The sequence below is a fragment of the Paracoccus xiamenensis genome (assembly GCF_011308835.1).
GTDB classification, from domain to species: domain Bacteria; phylum Pseudomonadota; class Alphaproteobacteria; order Rhodobacterales; family Rhodobacteraceae; genus Paracoccus; species Paracoccus xiamenensis.
The window spans coordinates 81,909-100,186 of sequence record NZ_JAAOHY010000005.1; the positions used below are offsets into that span (position 1 = coordinate 81,909).

The 18,278-nt window shown below is 65.3% G+C and carries 18 protein-coding genes; 7 read left to right on the forward strand and 11 right to left on the reverse strand.

Going from position 1 to position 18,278, the window contains the following annotated elements:
- Entirely contained in the window at positions 1 to 2,307 is a 2,307-nt protein-coding gene (locus G7044_RS12030) for a serine/threonine-protein kinase (protein ID WP_166329171.1), read from the forward strand.
- 6 nt (positions 2,308 to 2,313) lie between these two features.
- Here the strand turns inward: G7044_RS12030 and G7044_RS12035 are convergent, their stop codons facing one another.
- A complete protein-coding gene (locus tag G7044_RS12035; RefSeq protein ID WP_166329173.1) occupies positions 2,314 to 2,748 on the reverse strand; it encodes a DUF1036 domain-containing protein in 435 nt (144 codons plus the stop codon).
- Positions 2,749 to 2,800: 52 nt separating this feature from the next.
- Between G7044_RS12035 and G7044_RS12040 the strand changes: the two genes are divergently transcribed.
- Genes G7044_RS12040 through G7044_RS12065 form a run of 6 tightly spaced genes read left to right on the forward strand, consistent with a single transcriptional unit; the run spans position 2,801 to position 6,252 of the window.
- The gene (locus G7044_RS12040; protein ID WP_166329175.1) at positions 2,801 to 3,217 is read left to right on the forward strand and encodes a hypothetical protein; all 417 of its coding nucleotides are present in this window, start codon (positions 2,801 to 2,803) and stop codon (positions 3,215 to 3,217) included.
- An 11-nt stretch (positions 3,218 to 3,228) separates the two neighbouring features.
- Entirely contained in the window at positions 3,229 to 3,687 is a 459-nt protein-coding gene (locus G7044_RS12045; protein WP_166329177.1) for a hypothetical protein, read from the forward strand.
- Positions 3,688 to 3,706: 19 nt separating this feature from the next.
- Positions 3,707 to 4,333 carry a MotA/TolQ/ExbB proton channel family protein gene (locus G7044_RS12050; protein WP_166329179.1) on the forward strand — a complete coding sequence of 209 codons (627 nt, stop codon included), beginning with the start codon at positions 3,707 to 3,709 and terminating at the stop codon, positions 4,331 to 4,333.
- Positions 4,334 to 4,342: 9 nt separating this feature from the next.
- Entirely contained in the window at positions 4,343 to 4,804 is a 462-nt protein-coding gene (locus tag G7044_RS12055) for an ExbD/TolR family protein (RefSeq protein WP_166329181.1), read from the forward strand.
- On the forward strand, positions 4,805 to 5,206 hold the full coding sequence (locus G7044_RS12060; RefSeq protein WP_166329183.1) for an ExbD/TolR family protein: 402 nt from the start codon (positions 4,805 to 4,807) through the stop codon (positions 5,204 to 5,206).
- Complete coding sequence (locus G7044_RS12065) at positions 5,203 to 6,252, forward strand: hypothetical protein (RefSeq protein ID WP_166329185.1); 1,050 nt, start codon at positions 5,203 to 5,205, stop codon at positions 6,250 to 6,252. Before G7044_RS12060 ends, G7044_RS12065 begins: the two co-directional genes overlap by 4 nt.
- Here G7044_RS12065 and G7044_RS12070 read toward each other — a convergent pair.
- The 10 genes from G7044_RS12070 to tagH form a co-directional block, all read right to left on the reverse strand.
- On the reverse strand, positions 6,249 to 6,620 hold the full coding sequence (locus G7044_RS12070; protein WP_166329187.1) for a hypothetical protein: 372 nt from the start codon (positions 6,618 to 6,620) through the stop codon (positions 6,249 to 6,251). The two genes, G7044_RS12065 and G7044_RS12070, sit on opposite strands and share 4 nt — an antisense overlap.
- A 3-nt stretch (positions 6,621 to 6,623) precedes the next feature.
- Entirely contained in the window at positions 6,624 to 9,263 is a 2,640-nt protein-coding gene (gene tssH, locus G7044_RS12075; protein ID WP_166329189.1) for a type VI secretion system ATPase TssH, read from the reverse strand.
- Positions 9,260 to 10,258 (reverse strand): type VI secretion system baseplate subunit TssG, encoded by a 999-nt coding sequence (gene tssG / locus G7044_RS12080; RefSeq protein WP_166329191.1) that lies wholly within the window; start codon positions 10,256 to 10,258, stop codon positions 9,260 to 9,262. Before tssG ends, tssH begins: the two co-directional genes overlap by 4 nt.
- A complete protein-coding gene (gene tssF, locus G7044_RS12085) occupies positions 10,255 to 12,165 on the reverse strand; it encodes a type VI secretion system baseplate subunit TssF (protein ID WP_166329193.1) in 1,911 nt (636 codons plus the stop codon). The genes tssG and tssF overlap by 4 nt, the downstream gene beginning before the upstream one ends.
- On the reverse strand, positions 12,162 to 12,743 hold the full coding sequence (tssE, locus tag G7044_RS12090) for a type VI secretion system baseplate subunit TssE (protein ID WP_166329195.1): 582 nt from the start codon (positions 12,741 to 12,743) through the stop codon (positions 12,162 to 12,164). The genes tssF and tssE overlap by 4 nt, the downstream gene beginning before the upstream one ends.
- A gap of 109 nt (positions 12,744 to 12,852) precedes the next feature.
- Entirely contained in the window at positions 12,853 to 13,350 is a 498-nt protein-coding gene (locus tag G7044_RS12095; RefSeq protein WP_166329197.1) for an Hcp family type VI secretion system effector, read from the reverse strand.
- Between the two features lie 57 nt (positions 13,351 to 13,407).
- Positions 13,408 to 14,898, reverse strand: a complete 1,491-nt coding sequence (gene tssC, locus G7044_RS12100; RefSeq protein ID WP_166329199.1) for a type VI secretion system contractile sheath large subunit — start codon at positions 14,896 to 14,898, stop codon at positions 13,408 to 13,410.
- 2 nt (positions 14,899 to 14,900) lie between these two features.
- Positions 14,901 to 15,416 carry a type VI secretion system contractile sheath small subunit gene (gene tssB / locus G7044_RS12105; protein ID WP_166329201.1) on the reverse strand — a complete coding sequence of 172 codons (516 nt, stop codon included), beginning with the start codon at positions 15,414 to 15,416 and terminating at the stop codon, positions 14,901 to 14,903.
- Between the two features lie 69 nt (positions 15,417 to 15,485).
- Positions 15,486 to 16,859, reverse strand: coding sequence for a type VI secretion system protein TssA (locus G7044_RS12110; protein ID WP_166329203.1), 1,374 nt, complete (start codon positions 16,857 to 16,859; stop codon positions 15,486 to 15,488).
- A gap of 39 nt (positions 16,860 to 16,898) precedes the next feature.
- On the reverse strand, positions 16,899 to 18,275 hold the full coding sequence (gene tagH / locus G7044_RS12115) for a type VI secretion system-associated FHA domain protein TagH (protein WP_166329205.1): 1,377 nt from the start codon (positions 18,273 to 18,275) through the stop codon (positions 16,899 to 16,901).
- Between the last annotated feature and the right edge of the window lie 3 nt (positions 18,276 to 18,278).

An 18,278-nucleotide genomic window follows, 5' to 3' on the forward strand; every position in this document is an offset into this window, starting at 1 on the left:
ATGTCCGGGCCAAAGAACCCAAGGGCCACCCCAGAGGCCGGGGCCGAACCAGCAGGGGCCAGCGGCGAGGAGGAGTCGCGCCCCTCCCCCCCAACCGATGCGCCGCCAACGCGCGAACTGCCGGTCGACCCCGACCGCACGATGATCGCAACCGACAAGGCGCCCTCCGGTGGTGCCACCGGATCCGACGACCGCACCCGTATCGCCACACCGCCCGAGACCACAGCACCCGAAAGCCCGCCCGCTTCGGCAGATCCCGACCGCACCATGATCGCGCAGGACGATACCGCGCCGACCCAAAGCCGCAAGGCGGCAGGTGACGACCGCACCCGCATCGCCTCGAAAGACACCGAGGCAGCAGCAGGCCTGCCCGAGCCAATCGTCCATGATCGCACCATGATTGCCGCGCCCGGTCAGGAAGTGCCCGTTCCGGGGCCGGGCAAGGACTCCAGCGCGCTGCCTGCCCCCATGCCGACCGTCGTATCGGAAATCGCGCCGGCGCTGCCGTCATCCGCGCCCGCCCGGCTGGTCGAGCCGGGGACGCTGATCAACAACAATTACCGGATCGAGGCGCTGATCAGCGCGGGCGGCATGGGCGAGGTCTACCGCGCCGTCAACGTCTTCACCGGCGACCCGGTGGCGGTAAAGGTGATCCTGCCCGAACTGGCGCGCGACCGCGACATCATCGACCTGTTCCGACGCGAGGCCCGCGTGCTGGTCCAGCTGCGCGACGATGCCATCGTCAGCTATCACAACTTCATCCTCGATCAGGGGCTGGATCGTTACTGCCTGATCATGGAATTTGTCGAGGGCGCACATCTGGGCAGCCGGATCCGCAGCGGCAAGGCGATGCCCGACGATCAGGCACTGCTGCTGATGCGACGACTGGCGGGCGGGTTGCGCCAGGCCCATGCGCGCGGCGTGACCCATCGCGACCTGTCCCCCGATAATATCATCCTGCGCCATGACCGGGTTGAAGAGGCGGTACTGATCGACTTCGGCATCGCCCGCTCGACCGAGCTGGGCGACGGGCTGGCCGGGCGTTTTGCGGGCAAGTTCAAATATATCGCCCCTGAACAGCTTGGCCATTTCGACGGTGTGATCGGACCGCCGACCGATATTTACGGGCTGGCGCTGCTGATGGTGGCGGTGTCGCGCGGCAAGCCGCTGGATATGGGCGATTCCGTTGTCACCGCTTCGGACGCGCGCCAGCAGATCCCCGATCTTGACGGCCTGTCGCATCGGGTCTTTCCGCTGATCCAACACATGCTGGAACCCGATCCCGCCGCCCGTCCCGGCGATATGAGCCAGGTCATCGCCATGCTGGACGACCCGATGCGGATCCCGGCGCGCTATCGCCTGCCGCTGTGGACGACCGACCAGACCAAGCCGCCAGCGGGAACCGAAATCACCGGCGTGTCGGAATCGCCCTTTGGCAGCTTTCACCCCGATACCGCCCTGCCCCCGCCGCCCGTGGCAGAACCCCCTGCGCGTTCACGCCTGCCCCTGCCGGCGTTTATCGGCGGCGGTGCGGCGTTGCTGCTTCTGGCCGCCGCAGGCGGCTGGTTCGCGCTGCGCAACCCAGCCGCGCCACCCGCGCCCGATGTGGAGCCTGCGCCAGCACTCGCCTCGACCCTGCCGCCGCGCGATGCGTCCAGCCGCGAGGGCTTTCTGGCAGAGCTATCGCTTGGCCCCTGCACCATGGCGCAACGCATCGCGGCCGGACCCCAGACCGGCCTGATCGAAGTGCTGAGCGATGCACCCGTGGACGCGGCCACCGTGCAGAACCCTTATGAGGAAGCTTTCAGCACACGCCCGACCGTCATCGAACAGCGCGTCACCACCTCGCAATGCCCGGTGCTGGACTTCGCCAATACGCTTAGCGGACGAGGCTCTCGCGCCCCGGTGATCGAGCCATTGGCCCGCAGCACCCCTACCGGTTTCCAGCTGGAGGCGCAGGTCGGCGCATTGGCGGGCCGCAGCCTGTGGCTGGCGCTGATCGCGCCCGACGGCGCGGTCTATGACCTGACAGGCCAGTCGCGCAGCCTGCCCGATGGCGGGGTCAGCCTTGGTGCCGCGATTGATCTGCCCCAGCCACCCGCCGAGGGCGCGGGTTCCTATCTGCTGCTGGCGGTGACCACATCGCAGCCGTTGGTGGCGGTGGCTGCCGCGCCGGCCGGTGCCAGCGCGGAAACCCTGTTGCCCGCCATCCTGTCCGAAATGCAGGCCACGCCCGAGGGTGCCGCCGCCGCACTGTCCCCACTTGCCTACCAAACACCCCCGACCGCGCCGTCGAATGCCGGCTAGCAGCCTTTATGGGCGGGGGGCCACGAAAACCGTCCAGCTGTCCTGCTGCTGGGTGTCGATTTCGTAATAGCGTGCGTCCAGATAGCCGCGGATCAGGCAATCCTGCTGGCCCTCGATCACGAATTTCCCGGTGGCGATGCACATCGGCGTCGAACCGGGCAGCGCCTCGTTCCCGAACACGTCGGCGGCGAAGATGTAATAATAGCGCGCCTGCAACGGTTCGGGGCGCAGGGTCGCGCATTGGTTCGGCGCCACCCGCCACCAGCCCCGGGTCACAAATTCCGCGCCATCGGCTTCGGCAAGGGCGATGTTCAGGACGTCAAAGCTTTGGTTACACAGGCTCAGCTCTGCCTCTGCCGTGCCGGTCGTGGTCAGCGACAAAAGCGCGGCAGCGACAGCCAGGTGCGGCAGTTTCCGCCATGTTTCGCTGTCGTCGTTCATTGAGCGTCAGTTTCGCCTGTGTTAGCGTCCGGGCCAAAGGAGCCTGCGGACCATGAAGCCCATCCTGATCTTTGGCGCAAGTCTTTCGGCGGCCGCTATGGCGGCAGGTTTTGCGACGCTGGCGGATCAGGCAATCCCGCGACGGGCGGTCGATGCCGAACCGGTCCGCCCCGCAGCAGTCGCGCGCGAAACGGCCGATCTGACCCGCATCATTCGCAGCGAAGCCCCCCGGATCGCCGCACCAAGACAACCCGAAACCACGGACCACGCCGGAACTTCGACCAAGGCACCGCAGGCGGCACCCGCACAAATGTCACTGCTGCCAAAAGGTCAGGCAGTAGCGCGCCCTGTCGCTCGCCCCCAAGCGGCCATGCCTGATCTTGCGCAGGCCAAGGACATTACCCCCCGGCCCGCCCCGATCACGGCAGCGCGGTTCGACTATATTCCCCTGATCGGGGTCTATCGGTGAAAGGAGCCCCGATGTTTCGCGCACCCTCCCCCAAGGCGGTCGGCGCCGCCGTGCTGGCGGCAGCCCTCGGGCTGGCGCAAAGCGCCGCAGCGCAGGACAGCGCCGCGCCAAGTGGTGACGTGCTGCTGGAACTGAACGGCTTGACCGACAGCGAAGGCGACAGCTGCACGCTGACTTTCCTGACCACGAACCGCCTGCAACAAGGGCTGCAACGCGCGGCCTGGCAGGTCGCGATCTTTGACGCCGACGGCGCGGTCAAGCTGCTGCCGGTGCTGGACTTCGGCGCGCTGATCGCTGGAAAAACCCGCGTCATTCCCTTCGTAATCCCCGGCGGCCAATGTGCCAGCATCGGGCGCATCGTCGTCAACGATGTCATCGAATGCACGGCCGAGGGCGGCGGCGACCTGCGCACGCTCTGCCTGGCTAATCTGACGACGCAAAACCGCAGCAGTATCGAGTTCGGAATCTGATTTCTCCATGAACCTGTCCATGTTTCAATCCCTGCCGGCAACCACGCTGGCCGTGTTTCTTGCCCTTGCCGCGCTGTCGGTGCTGACCGTCACCGTCGCCATTTTCAAGATCACCCAATTCCGCCGCATGGGCCTTGGCCGCCACAACGAGGCGGAGGCCATCCTCGACGATTGGCTGAACGGCCGCCCGGACGAGGCGCAGCGCAAGGCCACCGCCAGCGGATCGGTCCTGTCGCGGGTGCTGCGCGCGGTGATGTCGGGCCTGCGGGCGCGGCCCTCGGACCCGTTTTATGGCGAGGAACTGGCCCGGCAGGCGGCACTGGTGGAACTGACCCGGATGGGCAGCCGCATGCGCTTGCTGGAGGCGGTGGTGCAGATGGCCCCGATGCTGGGCCTGCTGGGCACGGTGATCGGCATGATCGACGCCTTCGGCAGCCTTGCCGCCAGCCAGGCGGCGGCGGATCCGCGCATGCTCGCCTCTGGCATCTGGACGGCGCTGACCACCACAGCCGCAGGGCTGTCGATTGCGCTGGTGGCCTATTTCATCGCCGCCTGGCTGGAAGGCCGCATCGACGATGAACGCCAGACGATCGAGATGGTGATTTCTTCTGCGATCCACGGCCGCGTCGGCCAGACCCGCGGCTGATCCGTGGCGATGGCGGGCGGCCAGAAGCGTCCGGGGCTGGTCCTGCCCCGCCGCAACCGGCGTTATCGGTTCTCGATGACGCCGCTGGCCGATGTGATGTTCCAGCTGCTGATCTTCTTCATGCTGTCGGCCAATATCGCGCCCTATTCGATGCTGGACCTACGCACCGGCGGGCTGTCGGGCGGCGGCGGATCGCCTGATCCCCAATCGGCGACCGATCCGGGCCGAACCACCGATATCCGCAGCACCGCAGTCTGGACGCTGGACCCGGCGGGCACCATCCTGGCCAGCGGGCAGCGCTATGACCCGGCGCGGCTGCCGGCGCTGGCGGATGCTCTGCTGGCGCAGGGGACGCGCGACGTGCTGGTGGTGCTGCGCCGCGATGTCGCCGTGCAGCAACTGGTCACCGTGCTGCAAACGCTGGCGGCGCGCGGCATCACCTCGGTCCAGATTGCCAGCGGAGGGGTGTGAATGGCGCTGAACCTGCCCCCGCGCCGCCACGAACGCGCCCATATCGACACCTCGCTGTCGATCGTGAACATCGTGCTGCTGCTGCTTTTCTTCTTCATGATCGTCGGCCAGACCGCCCGGCCAGAGCCGGGGCTGGAGCTGTCGCGGACCGAAGATCTGCCGCTGGAACAGCTGCCCTCGCCCATCCTGATCGTCGAAGGCGACGGCAGCTGGCTGCTGGATGGTGAACCCATCTCTGCCGATCTGCTGCCCGCCGCAGTGCCCGCGACGGGCGGGCAGGTCCTGCACCTGATGATCGACCGCGAAGCACCGGCCCATCTGCTGGTCGAGACGCTGAATGACCCGGTTCTGACCGATTACGACCTGCGGCTGGTGACGCTGAACGATCGCGGTGCGCCATGATCGGCGAACGCGCCGATGGCTGGAAATGGGCGCAGGCATCGGGCCTGTCGCTGGGGCTGCATGTGGCACTGCTGGGTTACCTCGTCTATCAGCCGACGCTGGATTTCCTGCGCCCTGACCGGGTCGAGGCGCTGCCCCAGATCGAGGTCACGACCCTGATCCCGCAGATCCCGGAAGTCGTCGCCGTTCCTGCCGAGACGCTAACCAGCCCCGCCGATTCCGGCACCGATGCCGAAACCCCGACAGCGCCCGAAGACACGCTGACCACAGCCCCGCCCGATCTGGTCGAGGCCGCCCCGGCCGAGATCCTGCCCCCCGCCGACCCGACCGTCGGGTTGACCTCACCCCCGGCCGATCAGGTCGGCAGCGTCGCCGTCGCGGGCGATGCCGGGCCAATGCCGGTACAAGCCTCGGCCGAGGCACCGCCGCCCGATCCGCGCCTGCTGATCCTGGTTGATCGCATCCGCAGTCAGCTGACCGATGCCTGCCTGCTAGCGCTGCCGATCATGCGCGGCGAGGATGAATTGACCCTAAGCCTGCTGTCGGACAGCGACCGCAACGCCGCCGCCCTGACCGACGAGCTGGTGGCCGGGATCGAGGGCGATATCAGCCGCGAGACCCTGCTGCTGGATCCCCGCCAATGCCCCGCCGTGGCCTTCGCCCGGCGCGACGCCCGCTATCCGGTCTTTGCACTGGGGCTGCAACTGGACGCGCAAAGCGTTTCTTCGGGCGATTCGCTACGCGGGCAGATCAGCAATGGCGCCGGCTATGTGCAGACGCTGCTGATGGTCGACGAAAACGGTGCCGTCCACGACCTGCGCCGGTTCCTGCTGTCCTCGGCCGGTGCCACGCGCTTTGACATTCCGGTGGCGCGGATGCGCCAGCCGCGCGATACCCGCCAGTTGCTGATCGCACTGGCGACGCCGCAGCGGCTGAACACGGTAACGGCCCGCGCGGGCGATGCCGCCGGGCCGTTCTTTGATGCCTTGTTTGCCGAGGTCGGACAGAACGCCCTGATCGGCATCGCCAGCTTCGACGTCCGTTAAGCCAGTGCCGCCGCCAGCGCGTCCTCGGATCCCAGCCGGGTCAGGACGCGGGCGATCTCGCCCGGGCGGATCAGCTCGGCGCCCGCCGGTTTGCGCATCCGCGGGGCGGATTGCAGATGTTGCCACCAGACCTGACCGGGCATCGCCGGACGGGTAAATTCGGCGGTGACGCGGCGCGACAGCCGGCCAAGGGCGGGATCGCGCAGGCGGATCTCGGGCCGGTTGGCGGCGGTGGTCAGCACAGCCCCGGCACTGTCGCCGGGGGCGAACAGTGCAATGGCCGCCACATCATCGCCCAGAAAGCCAAGCGCACCCAGCCGCGCGCCGGCTGCACCCTCGACCAGAACCCAATCAATCTTTACCGTCATATCCTATTCCTTCACTGAAAAATCATAGGTGAACGCGCCATCCGCGATGCGGATGGTGACGTCCGACATCTCCTCGCCACTGACCATACGCGCCAGCACCTGCCGTGACAAATCGGGCAGGATCGAGTTGGTGATGATGTTGTCGATCATCCGCCCGCCGCTGTCTGGATCGCGGCACTGGGCGACGATGTGGTCGATGACCGCGTCGTCCCACAAAAGCTGCGCGCCATGCGAATCGCGCATCCGCCGCGCGACCGAACCCAGCTTCAACCGGGTGATCCCGGCCAGCACCGCGGCGGACAGCGGCACGTAGGGAATGGTCACGATGCGGCCCAGCAGCGCCGGCGGGAAGGTGCCCAGCAATTCCTCTTTCAGGGACGCTTCCAGCGTCTCGGCATCGGTGATCTCGCCTTCGGGGGCGAGGTTCATGATCGTGCCGGTCCCGACATTCGAGGTCATCAGGATCAGCGTGTTGCGGAAATTGATCGGGCGGCCATTGCCGTCTTCCATCCGGCCCTTGTCGAAGACCTGGAAAAACAGCTCGTGCACGTCAGGGTGGGCCTTTTCCATCTCGTCCAGCAGCACCACCGAATAGGGTTTGCGGCGCACGGCCTCGGTCAACCGGCCACCCTCACCGTAACCGACATAGCCGGGGGGCGCGCCTTTCAGCAGGCTGACGGAATGGGCCTCCTGAAACTCGGACATATTGATGGTGATGACGTTCTGCTCGCCGCCATACAGCGCTTCCGCCAATGCCAGCGCGGTTTCGGTCTTGCCCACGCCCGAGGGGCCGCACAGCATGAAGACCCCGATGGGTTTTTCGGGGTTCGACAGGCCGGCGCGCGCGGTTTCGACCCGGCGCGCGATCATTTGCAGACCGGGATCCTGACCGATGACGCGTTCCTTCAGGTGATCGGCCAGACCCAGCACCGCCTGCAATTCATCCGCGACCATGCGCCCGGCCGGGATGCCGGTCCAATCGCTGATGACCGACGCCACCGCCTGTTCGTCCACATGCGGCCAGATCATCCGTTCATCGGGGTGAATCGCCGACAGGTCGGCCATCTTGCCTTCCAGATCGGCGCGGGCGGCGGGTTCATTGAAATCCTCGCCCTCGGCCTCGGCGATGCTGCGGCGCAGATCCAGAATACCCTCTACCAACCCCTTTTCGCTGTCATAGGCGGCTTCGACCAAGGACAGGTCCGACAGCAGCGTCTCGCGTTTGTCCTGCGCCTCGGTCAGACGCGCCTCGTCGGTGGCGCCAAGCTCGCGTTCGGCCTCTTTCGCGGCGATTTCGGTGTCGAGCGCGGCAATGCTGGCGCGCAGATCCGCCAGCCGCGCCGGCACTGCCGATTGGCTGACCGCCACCCGCGCGCAGGCCGTATCCAGAAGCGAGACCGCCTTGTCCGGCAATTGCCGCGCCGGAAGATAGCGCGCCGACAGCTTCACGGCGGCCTCGACCGCCTCGTCCGAGATGCGGACCTTGTGATGCGCCTCCATCGGGGCCAGCAGTCCGCGCATCATGTAGCACGCGGTCTCAACGCTGGGCTCATCGACAGTGACCGGCTGGAAACGCCGGGTCAGGGCCGGGTCTTTCTCGAAATAGTTGCGATATTCGGCCCATGTGGTTGCGCCGATGGTGCGCAGCGTGCCGCGCGCCAATGCCGGTTTCAGCAGGTTGGCTGCGTCGCCCGTGCCCGCCGCACCGCCCGCGCCGATCAGCGTATGCGCCTCGTCGATGAACAGGATGATGGGCGTGGGGCTGGCCTGCACCTCGTCGATGACCGAACGAAGGCGCTGTTCAAATTCGCCCTTCATGCTGGCCCCGGCCTGCATCGCCCCGATGTCCAGCATGTGCAGCCGCATCCCCTGCAGCGTCGGCGGCACCTCATTCGCGGCCAGCTTCTGCGCGAAGCCTTCGACCACGGCGGTTTTGCCCACGCCGGCCTCACCCGTCAGGATCGGGTTGTTCTGACGCCGCCGCATCAGCACATCGACGATCTGGCGGATTTCGTCATCGCGGCCGACCACCGGGTCCATCTTGCCTTCCGCCGCCTGTGCCGTCATGTCGACCGAAAAGCGGCCAAGCGCCGTCGATGGCCCCGCGCTGTCGCGGCCCGAGCCGGGCGCGACAAGGCCCGAGCCATCCATCGGGCGCATATCCTCTTCCTCGGAGCCGGACCAGAGCGTCCGCGCCTCTTTCCCGATCTGGTCGGCGAAAAGCTCCTCGAAAACCGGGGAGTAACCTTCGATCTCGCGGCGCAGGGTGGCGTCGTTCAGCAGCGCCACAAGCAGGTGGCCGGTGCGGATCTGGGTTTCGCCAAAGAACAGCGTCGCATAGGTCCAGGCATGGTTCAGCGCATCGGCCAGCCGTTCGGAAATGCCGGGGGTTTCGGTCACGTTCTTCTGCAACCGGCCCATCGCCTGATCCAGATCCTTCAGCACCCTGCCGCGATCCTTGCCGACCTCGCGCAGGGTGACAGAGATGTCGCAATTCTGGTTAGACAGCGCGTGAAACAGCCAATGGCTGAGTTCGACATTGCGATTGCCGTCGCCGCGCGCCTGCCGCATCGCCTGAAGGAAAGCGTCATAGCCGACGCGGTTCATCTTGCCGGCGAATTTCTCGATGGTGATAGCGGTCATGCGGTTCCCTTTGGTCGTGCGGATTCGGGGTCGATCTGGAAGCGGGCGACCTCGACGGGTTTGTCATCAGTGCTGCGCGGCGGGCTGAGCGCGGCCAGCCAGCCCACGGCCACGGTCTTGCCCAGCGTTGCCGCCGGAATTTTCGATGGCGGCAGGCGCAGGGCCAGCTCGACCTCATAGGTGCGGCCCAGATACCAGAAGACCAGATTCGTCAGCATCCGGTGCTCCGCTGCTCCGGGCAGAAAGCTGCGGTAGCGGTCGGCATCTGGCAGGTCGAGATGCAGGCAGATCTTTTCACTGACCGAGCGGACCCGGCTGCCCAGATAGGTATTCTGGCCAAGCGCCCCACCCTTACCCAAGCCGCTGAGTTCGTCGGTTTCGAATTCCAGCCACGAGGGGACGTGTTCCTCGACCTCGACCGCCAGGCCGAAATAGCGCGAGATCATCTGCCGCAGCCGAACCGCGCTGCGCACCCGGCCGCCGAAGATAGACACCATCGGCAGGCGCGCCATATCCGGGAAATCGTCGTGATGGACGAAGGCCGGGCTGCCGGTGCCCGAAACGGCGGCGATATAGCGGGCAAAGCGGTCTTCTTCGGGGCGGTCGTGCTGGCTGATCGCGTGGCTGTCGGACCAAGCCCGGAAAAAAAGCTGCAAGAACCGCGATGTGAAGATGTCGGCGAATTTTGTGAAGCCGTCCTGCCCCTCGTTCTGCCAGCGCTGCACCTCTTCGGTCGTGTTCAGCGGCAGGGCCCCGAAAGCGCCGAACATGCCCAGAAACTGCGGGCGCAGGGCCACCCGGCCAAGGGCATCGCGCGGCGTTTCGGACTGCCCCGGATCGCGGTGAAACTCGGAAGCCGGAAATTCCAGCCGGGGATCCTGCCCAAGATCGACGATCTCATCGGCCAGATGGACCGAACGGCCGATACGCGGCCGGTGCGGCGTGTCACGCTCCAGCCGACGCAGCAGGGCCAGGAAACTGCCCTGCCCGCTCATATCAAGGGGCCTCGGCCGGTCCGCGGCGGCCAGCGGCGCAGCACGCCACGCTGCTTGCTGACAGTGACCGTCTGCGAGAAGCTGTTGATGCTGACATATTCGGCCAGAAACCGGTCCAGCACCGCCGCCAGCGGCAGGATGCCCGCGCCTTCGAAAGCGGCTTCGTCAAAGGTGATGCTGATTTCCAGACCGCGCGCCGGAAAGAAGCCCTCGGGCCGGCGGATCGAGCGGGTGACGGGGCGCACGTCCAGCCCGGTGATGCCGGCGATCTGGGTCTGGGTGATGTTGTCCGAGAGGTCCGCGAACAGCGACAGGATCTCGCGCAGGCTGGCGGCACCATCGCGGCCAAAGCGGTCGTCCAGCCCGAAATGGTTCAGCGACAGATAGGAAATCAGCCGCCAATAGACATCGCCTTGCTGGGTGCGGTGCGGGCCGCCCAGCTCTGTTTCCGTCATCGCCTCGCGCGGCGGCGTCGGGCCGTTCACGCAGCGCAGGCGCAGTTTCTGGTCGTCATCCATATGCAGGTCGTCACTGCGCGCCAGCGGCAGCGACATCGGCAGGTGCCGGTTGGAACACAGCGTACGCACATGCAGCCGCTGCGCCCGCTGGCCGACCTCGCCCAAGGGCGGCTCGTAAAGCGAGATATAGGTTTCCGTCCCGCGATAATCCGCACGCAGCCCGTTGCGCCGTTCGGCCGCGGTCAGCCGGCGCGGCTTGCGGCGCATGGTGTAGTAATAGACCGCGCGCGGCGCCTGCGCGCCGGGCGGCAGGGCGTAAAGCGGATGCACCTCGGTCCGCTGCTGCGAGATGCCGGAACTGGCGTGAACATCCAGGATCCGATGCACCTCGACCTGGGTCAGCCGGGCGCTGTCCGGCGTCACCACATATTCGTGCAGCGTGTCGCCCAGCCGAATCTGGTTAGAGCGCTCTTCGAACAGGTTGACCGCCGGCGCGCAGTTCAGCCGCACGTCTTGCGGCCCGATCTGACGGGCAATATCGGCGTCGCTGCGGTCGAATTCCAGAATCAGCTGCGCCTCGGCCGATTTGATCCCGGCAAGCGCCTGCGCCATCCCGATCAGCCGGAAGCCCATGAACTTGCGCGGGAAGGCGAAGAAATCGCGCAGCAGGGCAAAGCCTTCGAACAGGCGACTGTCGCGGTCAAACAGCAATTCCTCGCTGGCGAAACCGATCTGATCGATCTGATCGGAGCGCAGACGGACGAAAACCGGGTCGCCATTGGGTGCAAGCCAGCGCAGGCTGGCCCGCAGAACGCCCGCATGGATCTGTTCATACAGCGCCGAGGCCTGCGCCATCTCGGCCGTCAGGTGAAAGGCGATACTGTCGCATCCCAGCGTCGACAGCGGGCGGCCGGTGATCTGGCGCAGGTCGATCTGCAAGGCCGCGCGAGTCGCCGGGTCCGGGTCCTGCCCCAACGCGCCAATGGGCGCCGGACGGTCCAGATAGCGCAGCCCGGTCATCTCCAGCGGCAGTACATCCAAAGGCGCGGCCAGCGAGAAACGGCAGACGATGCGCTTGTCGGCGTCGCGAAACGGGGCCTCCATCGTGGCGCCGCGGGGGTAACGGGCGACGCCCAGATCGGGGGGCGGATTTTCAGGGTGCTGCGCCTGCACCAGCATGCAGCTGGGTACGGGTGCCAGCGCGTCGGGGAAGATCTGTTCAAGCAGCTCGGTCGTGAAGCCGCGAAATTCCTCGTCCAGCTTCTGTTGCACGCGGGCGGCCAGAAAGGCGGTGCCTTCCAGCAGCCCGGCGACGGTCGGGTCGATATTGTCGCGCAACAGCCCGCCAAGCCGGTCGGCCAGCCCCGGATATTCGTCGGCAAATTCCGCCGTGCGTTCGTAAAGAATATCCAGCTCGCGTTCGTAGGCGTCGCGGAATGACTTTTTCATGAATCGCCCTGCATGCGTTTCAGCGCGATCTTCCCGGCGGCTGGGTCGACCTCGGCATAGAATTGCAACGGAATGTCGGAGGGGTTCGAAATCATCTCGGCCACGATCTCGAATTGCAGGCGCTGATCCTTGCCGGGGCCGGTTTCGTCGATCCGCACCTCGATCGTCGAGGGCCGCAGCCGGGGTTCGTTCGCGATCAGCGTCTGACGGATCGCGGCGGCCATATCGCGCGGATTGCGATGGTCGCGCCACAGGCTGTCCATGTCCTGAAAGCCGAAATTCACCACCGATTTCGCCACCCGCGGCGTGTCGGACATGCCGACGCAGACATCCAGCCGGATGGTGTTCATCAGGCTGGACACATCCAGCGCGATATTGTGGCGCAGCGCCGCTTCGTCGGTGCCGTCGCGGCGCTTTTGGCTGCGCAGCGTCAGGTCACGTTCGCCGTCCTGGTAATGCTGATAGGGGTCGCCCGCATCGCGACGCGCAGCCGAGGCGCGGAACACATGCATCAACGACATCTCGCGCAGACCGCTGCGCGTCGGATCGTCATTGGAGACCTTGCGATTACGCTGCACTTATTCGTCCACCAAAAACTGAACCATCCGGGCAACAACACCCGGTAAACATGAAACAGGGCCGGCACGGAATGCGCCAGCCCTGTTCCGTCCGAAAAAGGCGAAACGCTTAGGCGTTCCACTCCTTGTTTTCGGCGATGTCCCAACCGGCCAGGGTCTCGGCGCCGGCGGCACCCGATTCTTCCTGCAGGGTATAGGCGACTTCGAACTTGCGGAAGTTCAGGGTCAGGGTTTCCTGAATCCGGTCCAGACCGTCTTTCGAACCGCCAGTGGTGTAGCTGGTGATCATGATGTTCTGCATCTTGATGCGGAAATATTCGACCGGGGCCGAGCCACCCGATTTACGGACGATCAGTTCGCCGTTTTCGATGTGCTCGCCGTTGGTGCAGCGCTTGATCAGGTCATTCGACGCCAGGTCGACGTATTTCGTCAGCGTAATATCCTTGACGTTAACCTTACCGCCGCCGCCGCCCGAACCGACATGGGTGGTGCCCGACTGGGTCAGCGCCCAATCCCAGGCCAGAACGTCGATCTCGTTGCGATGGGTCGAGTCCTGCGATTCACCCTTGATGTTGTTGGACAGTTTCAGAAAAATATCGACAGCCATGCTAACCTAACTCCTCTAATATGGCGTCACTTCAGACAGTAAATGTCCTTGGGGCAATCACTTGCCCTTCGGCAGTTTCGAGACGAGAGACATCCCGACATCCATCCCTTCAAGCTGGAAATGCGGCTTGAGGAAGAATTTTCCCATATAATAACCGGGGTTCTCCTCATCTTCCACGACTTCCACCTTCGCACCCGCAAGAGGTTTCTTTGCCTTCTCGCGTTCACTGGCGCTTTCGGGATTACCAGAAACGTACTTGTTAACCCAACTCTGCAACTGTGTCTGAAGTTGCAAACGATCGGGGCTTTGCCCGATTTTGTCGCGCACCATACATTTCAAATAATGACTGAAACGTGACACCGCAAAAATATACGGCAGACGCGACGACATATTGTCCGAGGCCGTGGCCTGATCGTCGACATATTTCTTTGGACGATACAGGGTCTGGGCGCCGATAAATGCCGCCTTGTCAGTATGTTTGCGGTGAACCAGTCCGATCAGCCCGGCCTTCGACAATTCAGCCTCGCGCCGGTCGGTGATCGATACTTCCGTCGGGCATTTGAGATCTTTCATCCCGTCGCCCGTTTCGAAATTATGCGTCGGCAGGTTCAGAACCTCGCCGCCCGCCTGAACGCCGCGAATATGCACCGTCCAGCCGTATTCCTTATGCGCACGGTTGATATTCACCGCCATCGCATGGGCCGCGTTCATCCAGGCATATTGGGTGCCCGCATGACCATCGGTTTCTTCTTCGAAATTGAATTCCTCGACGACCGAGTTCGAGTTCTGGCCGTAGGGTTCGCGCGAAAGGACGCGCGGAAGGGTCAGCGCGATATAGCGCGAGTTTTCGGAATCGCGCAGGCCGTTCCAGGCCGCATAATCAGGCGTGTCGAAAATTTCCGACAAATCCGGCGGCGTGGACATTTCGGTCCAGCTGTCCATGCCCAGCAATTCCGGCGCGGCGGCCGAAATGAACGGTGCATGCGCCGCAGCCGCAATCTTGCCCATATCGCGCAGCAGCGCGACATCGGCACTGCCGTGGTCGAAATAATAATCGCCGATCAGCGCGCCATACGGCTTGCCGCCAAGCGTGCCGAATTCGGCCTCGTAGATGCGCTGGTTCAGGGGCGACTTGTCCCATTTCGCGCCGGGGAAGCGCCGCATCATCTGCTGCAGCTCTTTCTTCGACACGTTCATCGCCTTCACGCGCAGCGAGGCATCGGTTTCCGAATTGTTGACCGTATAGGCCAGCCCGCGCCAGGACGATTCCAGCTTCTGGAAATCCTCGTGATGGATCACCGCATTCAGCTGTTCGCTGAGCTTCTGGTCAAGCTTCGACAGCATCGCGTCGATGGTGTCGATCACATCCTCGGCGATCAGGGTCTGGTCGTCCAGAGCCTCGCGCACCAGTGCCACGACGGCGTTGTCGACCTCTTTCGCGGCAACTTCGGTGCGCGGCTTGATCGTCTGCTTGAGGATGTCCGAAAATTCCTCGAGCTCTGTCAGTTGGCCTGCGCCTGCGACCTGCGCCTGATTTTCCTTTGCCATGCTCAGCTATCCTCCTCGGGCGCGGCGGACTTGTCGCGTTCGGCCAGGGTGGCCATCAGTTCGGGATCGTTCAGAAGCTTGCGGATCTGGTCCTGCGCCTTGGGCTTCGAGTTCATATAGCGCTGAAGGTTGGCCAGGTGCTGCCGGGCTTCCAGCAGCTTTTTAAGGGCCGGGATCTGGCGCGCAACGGCGGCCGGATCGAAATCGTCCATCGATTCGAAGTTCAGCTGAACGCCCAGCCGCTGGTCGCCGCCAACCTTGTTTTCCACGTTGAAGGACAGGCCGGGCGCGATCGACTTCATGTAGTCGTCCAGAGTCGCTGCCGTCACGTCGACGAATTCGCGTTCTTCCATCGCGGGCTTATCGACCTGCGAGGCGTTGCCCGACAGGTCCGACATCACGCCGACCACAAAGGGCAATTCCACCATCTTTTCGGAATCGTAGGGATCTTCGTAGGAAATGTTTACCCGAGGTGGGCGATTACGCTTCAGAAAATCGGTAGATTTATCAGATGCCATGTCACTCGATCCTTAGACAGCGTTAAAAAACGCAATTTCAAACACAGAGTCAATGCGCAGACTCTCGCCTCATTCACCTTGTCGCGCCGGTGCCGCAATCAGTTCGGCGACGATGGCATCAAATCTTTTCGTCAACATGTCACGAGCTTTTACCAGCAGCAAGGGCACTGGGCTAGCCGGTTCATGCGCCGAGTAATAGGACTCGACACCCATCAGGCAGGCGGTCAGCCCGCGGCGGTCGACGATTGCGGGCGCAGGCGGCGGCGCAGGCGGTTCGGGGCGGCTTTCCTGCGCGGCAGAGCTTAGCGTTTTCAGCCGATCCATCGGCAGGGCGAAACCGCTGCCATGGCCAATATTCAGCACCGCACCGCCCGCTTGCGCTGGCAGCAGCGTTTCCAGCGCCTGCACCAGCGGCGCACCGACCAGCAACCGCGCCTGCGTCACCAGCAGAAGCGAAGGCGAGGACGGCTCGCGCAGGGCCAGCCAGGCCTCTGCCGCCTTCAGCGCCGCCAGCGCTGCATCGCGATCGGCAATCGCCGGCACGTCGGCGGGCAAGGCCGCAGCCATGGGCGCGGTTGGGGTCGTCGCCGGATCGGCCGCGGGCATTTCGGGGGCCGATGCGCCGCCAAGCTGAGCATGGCCGGCATCAGCAGCCGGGACCTCCTCTGCGCCTTCGGTCCAGCCGGGCAGGTCCGGCCGCGCCGAGGCGATCATCGCCTGCATGTCCGCAACCGCCGTCCGCACCGCACCAAGATCGGGCGAAAACGGCGCGCTGTCGTGACTGGCGGCCAGACGGCCGATCATGTGCAGTGCAGCGGCCGCGCGGGTCAGATCAGACTGCGCCTTGGCGACCTGAGGGCGGTTGACGTCGCTGCGCAGCGGGCCCAGCACATCGGTCGCACTGTCCAACCCTTCTTCCGAGGCGCGGGCATCGGCGCGGCCGGTCGCGACCATATGGCGGCGCAGGGTAACATCGCCGGTCGGCAGAAGCGGCAGATGCAGCAGCGGCATCACGACGGCGGGCTGCGCGTTCAGCGCCTCGATGGCGCCGCGCCGTTCGGCAGCGCTGTGGTCGACGCGGGGATGGGCCTCGTTCGGCCAGATCTGCATCAGCGTCGCGGTGGCCTCGACCGCATCGGCGAAATCCTCCAGCCGCCCGGACAGGATCGCAAAGCGCGCCAGCAGACTGGTCAGCCGCAGATCGCGAGAGCGCTTCAGCAGATCGCCGATCTGCTTGCCCTCGCGCGCGAACGTGATTGAGCGCGGGTCGAACAGCCGATCTTCGCTGCCATCGGGGGCAAGGCCGGGGGTGAAATAGCGTTCCGGCAGGCGGCCTTCGGCCTCGAAATAATAGCCGACGAAATCATCATCGTCCTGCGCTTCCAGGTCAGGACCGCAGGGCGGGGCGCTTTCGGTCGGGTCCGTCAGCCATTCGAATTTCATTTCCTGCCTTCCTCGTTACCTGGAACACCCGCCTGCCGCTTAACCGCTGGGATCTGACCCGGTTCCAACCCCGGCCTTCCCGCCGGCGGCACCGCCGGCGCCGCCCTGTTCATCCGCCGCGCGATAGGCTTCGGCGAACAGGCGGATGAATTCGTCGAGAACGCCGTTTTCATGCGCGGCCTTGGCGTCCCAACGTTCCACATAGGTATCCCACGCCTTCGACTTGCGCTGCCCGGTGATGCCGGCGCGCGATTTCGCTTCGGCTTCGATCCGGGTCGGGTCGAGATCCTGCATCAGCTCTGCCAGCGCCGGTTGCAACGCCGCGAACAGCGCCCCCTGGTGGCGCGCAAGGTCACCCAGCGCATCGTCATAGGCCCGTGCCCCGGTCATGAAACCCGCGCGCGGGCGCAGGAACACGGCCTCAAGCGCCTGTTCGGGGGTGGGCAGGAATTTCAGCGGGTTGTTATCGCTGGCGCCCCGCATGGTCCGCTCGCCCGCGCGGGTGAAATGGCGCGCGGCCGAACGGTCGCGCAGCGCCGTCATCAGCCGGCTGGTGGTCGCGGCAACGGATTGGCCCAATGCCTCTGCCAGCGCTTCGGCGTCGATATTGGCGGCCAGTTCCGGGGGCAGCCCGGCACCGCGACAGAAGGCACGCAGGAACGCCGCAGGCTCGGTCGTGGCGGCTGGCGCTTGCGGGGCGGGCGGGGCAGATGTCTCGGCCTTGGGCGCAGTCGCAGGGGTCGGTTCGGCAGGTGCGGGCGTCGCCTGCGGGAAGGCATGCGAAGGCGCCGGCGGCAGCGAGGCACCGAAGGGCGAGGCCGACCGCGCGCGCGCGTCCTCGGTGGGGGCCTCTGAGGTTGCAAGATCGGGCACCGGTGCCTCGACCGGTGGCGACGGCTGCTGCGGCGCCGCAGGGAAGGCCACGAAATCCTGGGAAAAGTCAGGCATATTCGGGCCACGTTCTGCGGCGGGCATCGGATCGACGGGTTCAAACCCACCGGGCACCGACCAGGGATCATCGTCGCGCAGCGGCGCGCGCGCAGCGCGATCGACGTCGAAGGGCGGCAGCGATCCGGGCGCGATCCGCCCGCCCGGCTGCGGTGCCTCCATCAGTGCAACGATGATATACTGGCCGACCTGGAACCGGTCGCCATGTTGCAACCCGTGCGGCCCGTCCAAGCGGTGGCGATGCCCCTGCAGGAAAGTCCCGTTGGTCGAACGGTCATGCAGCCACCAGGTCCCGTGCTGGCAGGTGATATCGAAATGATGACCCGAGATATGCCGGCTGGCATCGGGCAGCACCCAGCCCATGCCGGCATTACGCCCCACCTGCAGCCCAGATTCCGACACGGCCACGCTGACCGGGCCGCCATCGTCCAGGACGCTGAAATTCTCGATCTGCAGGGTCAGAGTCATGCT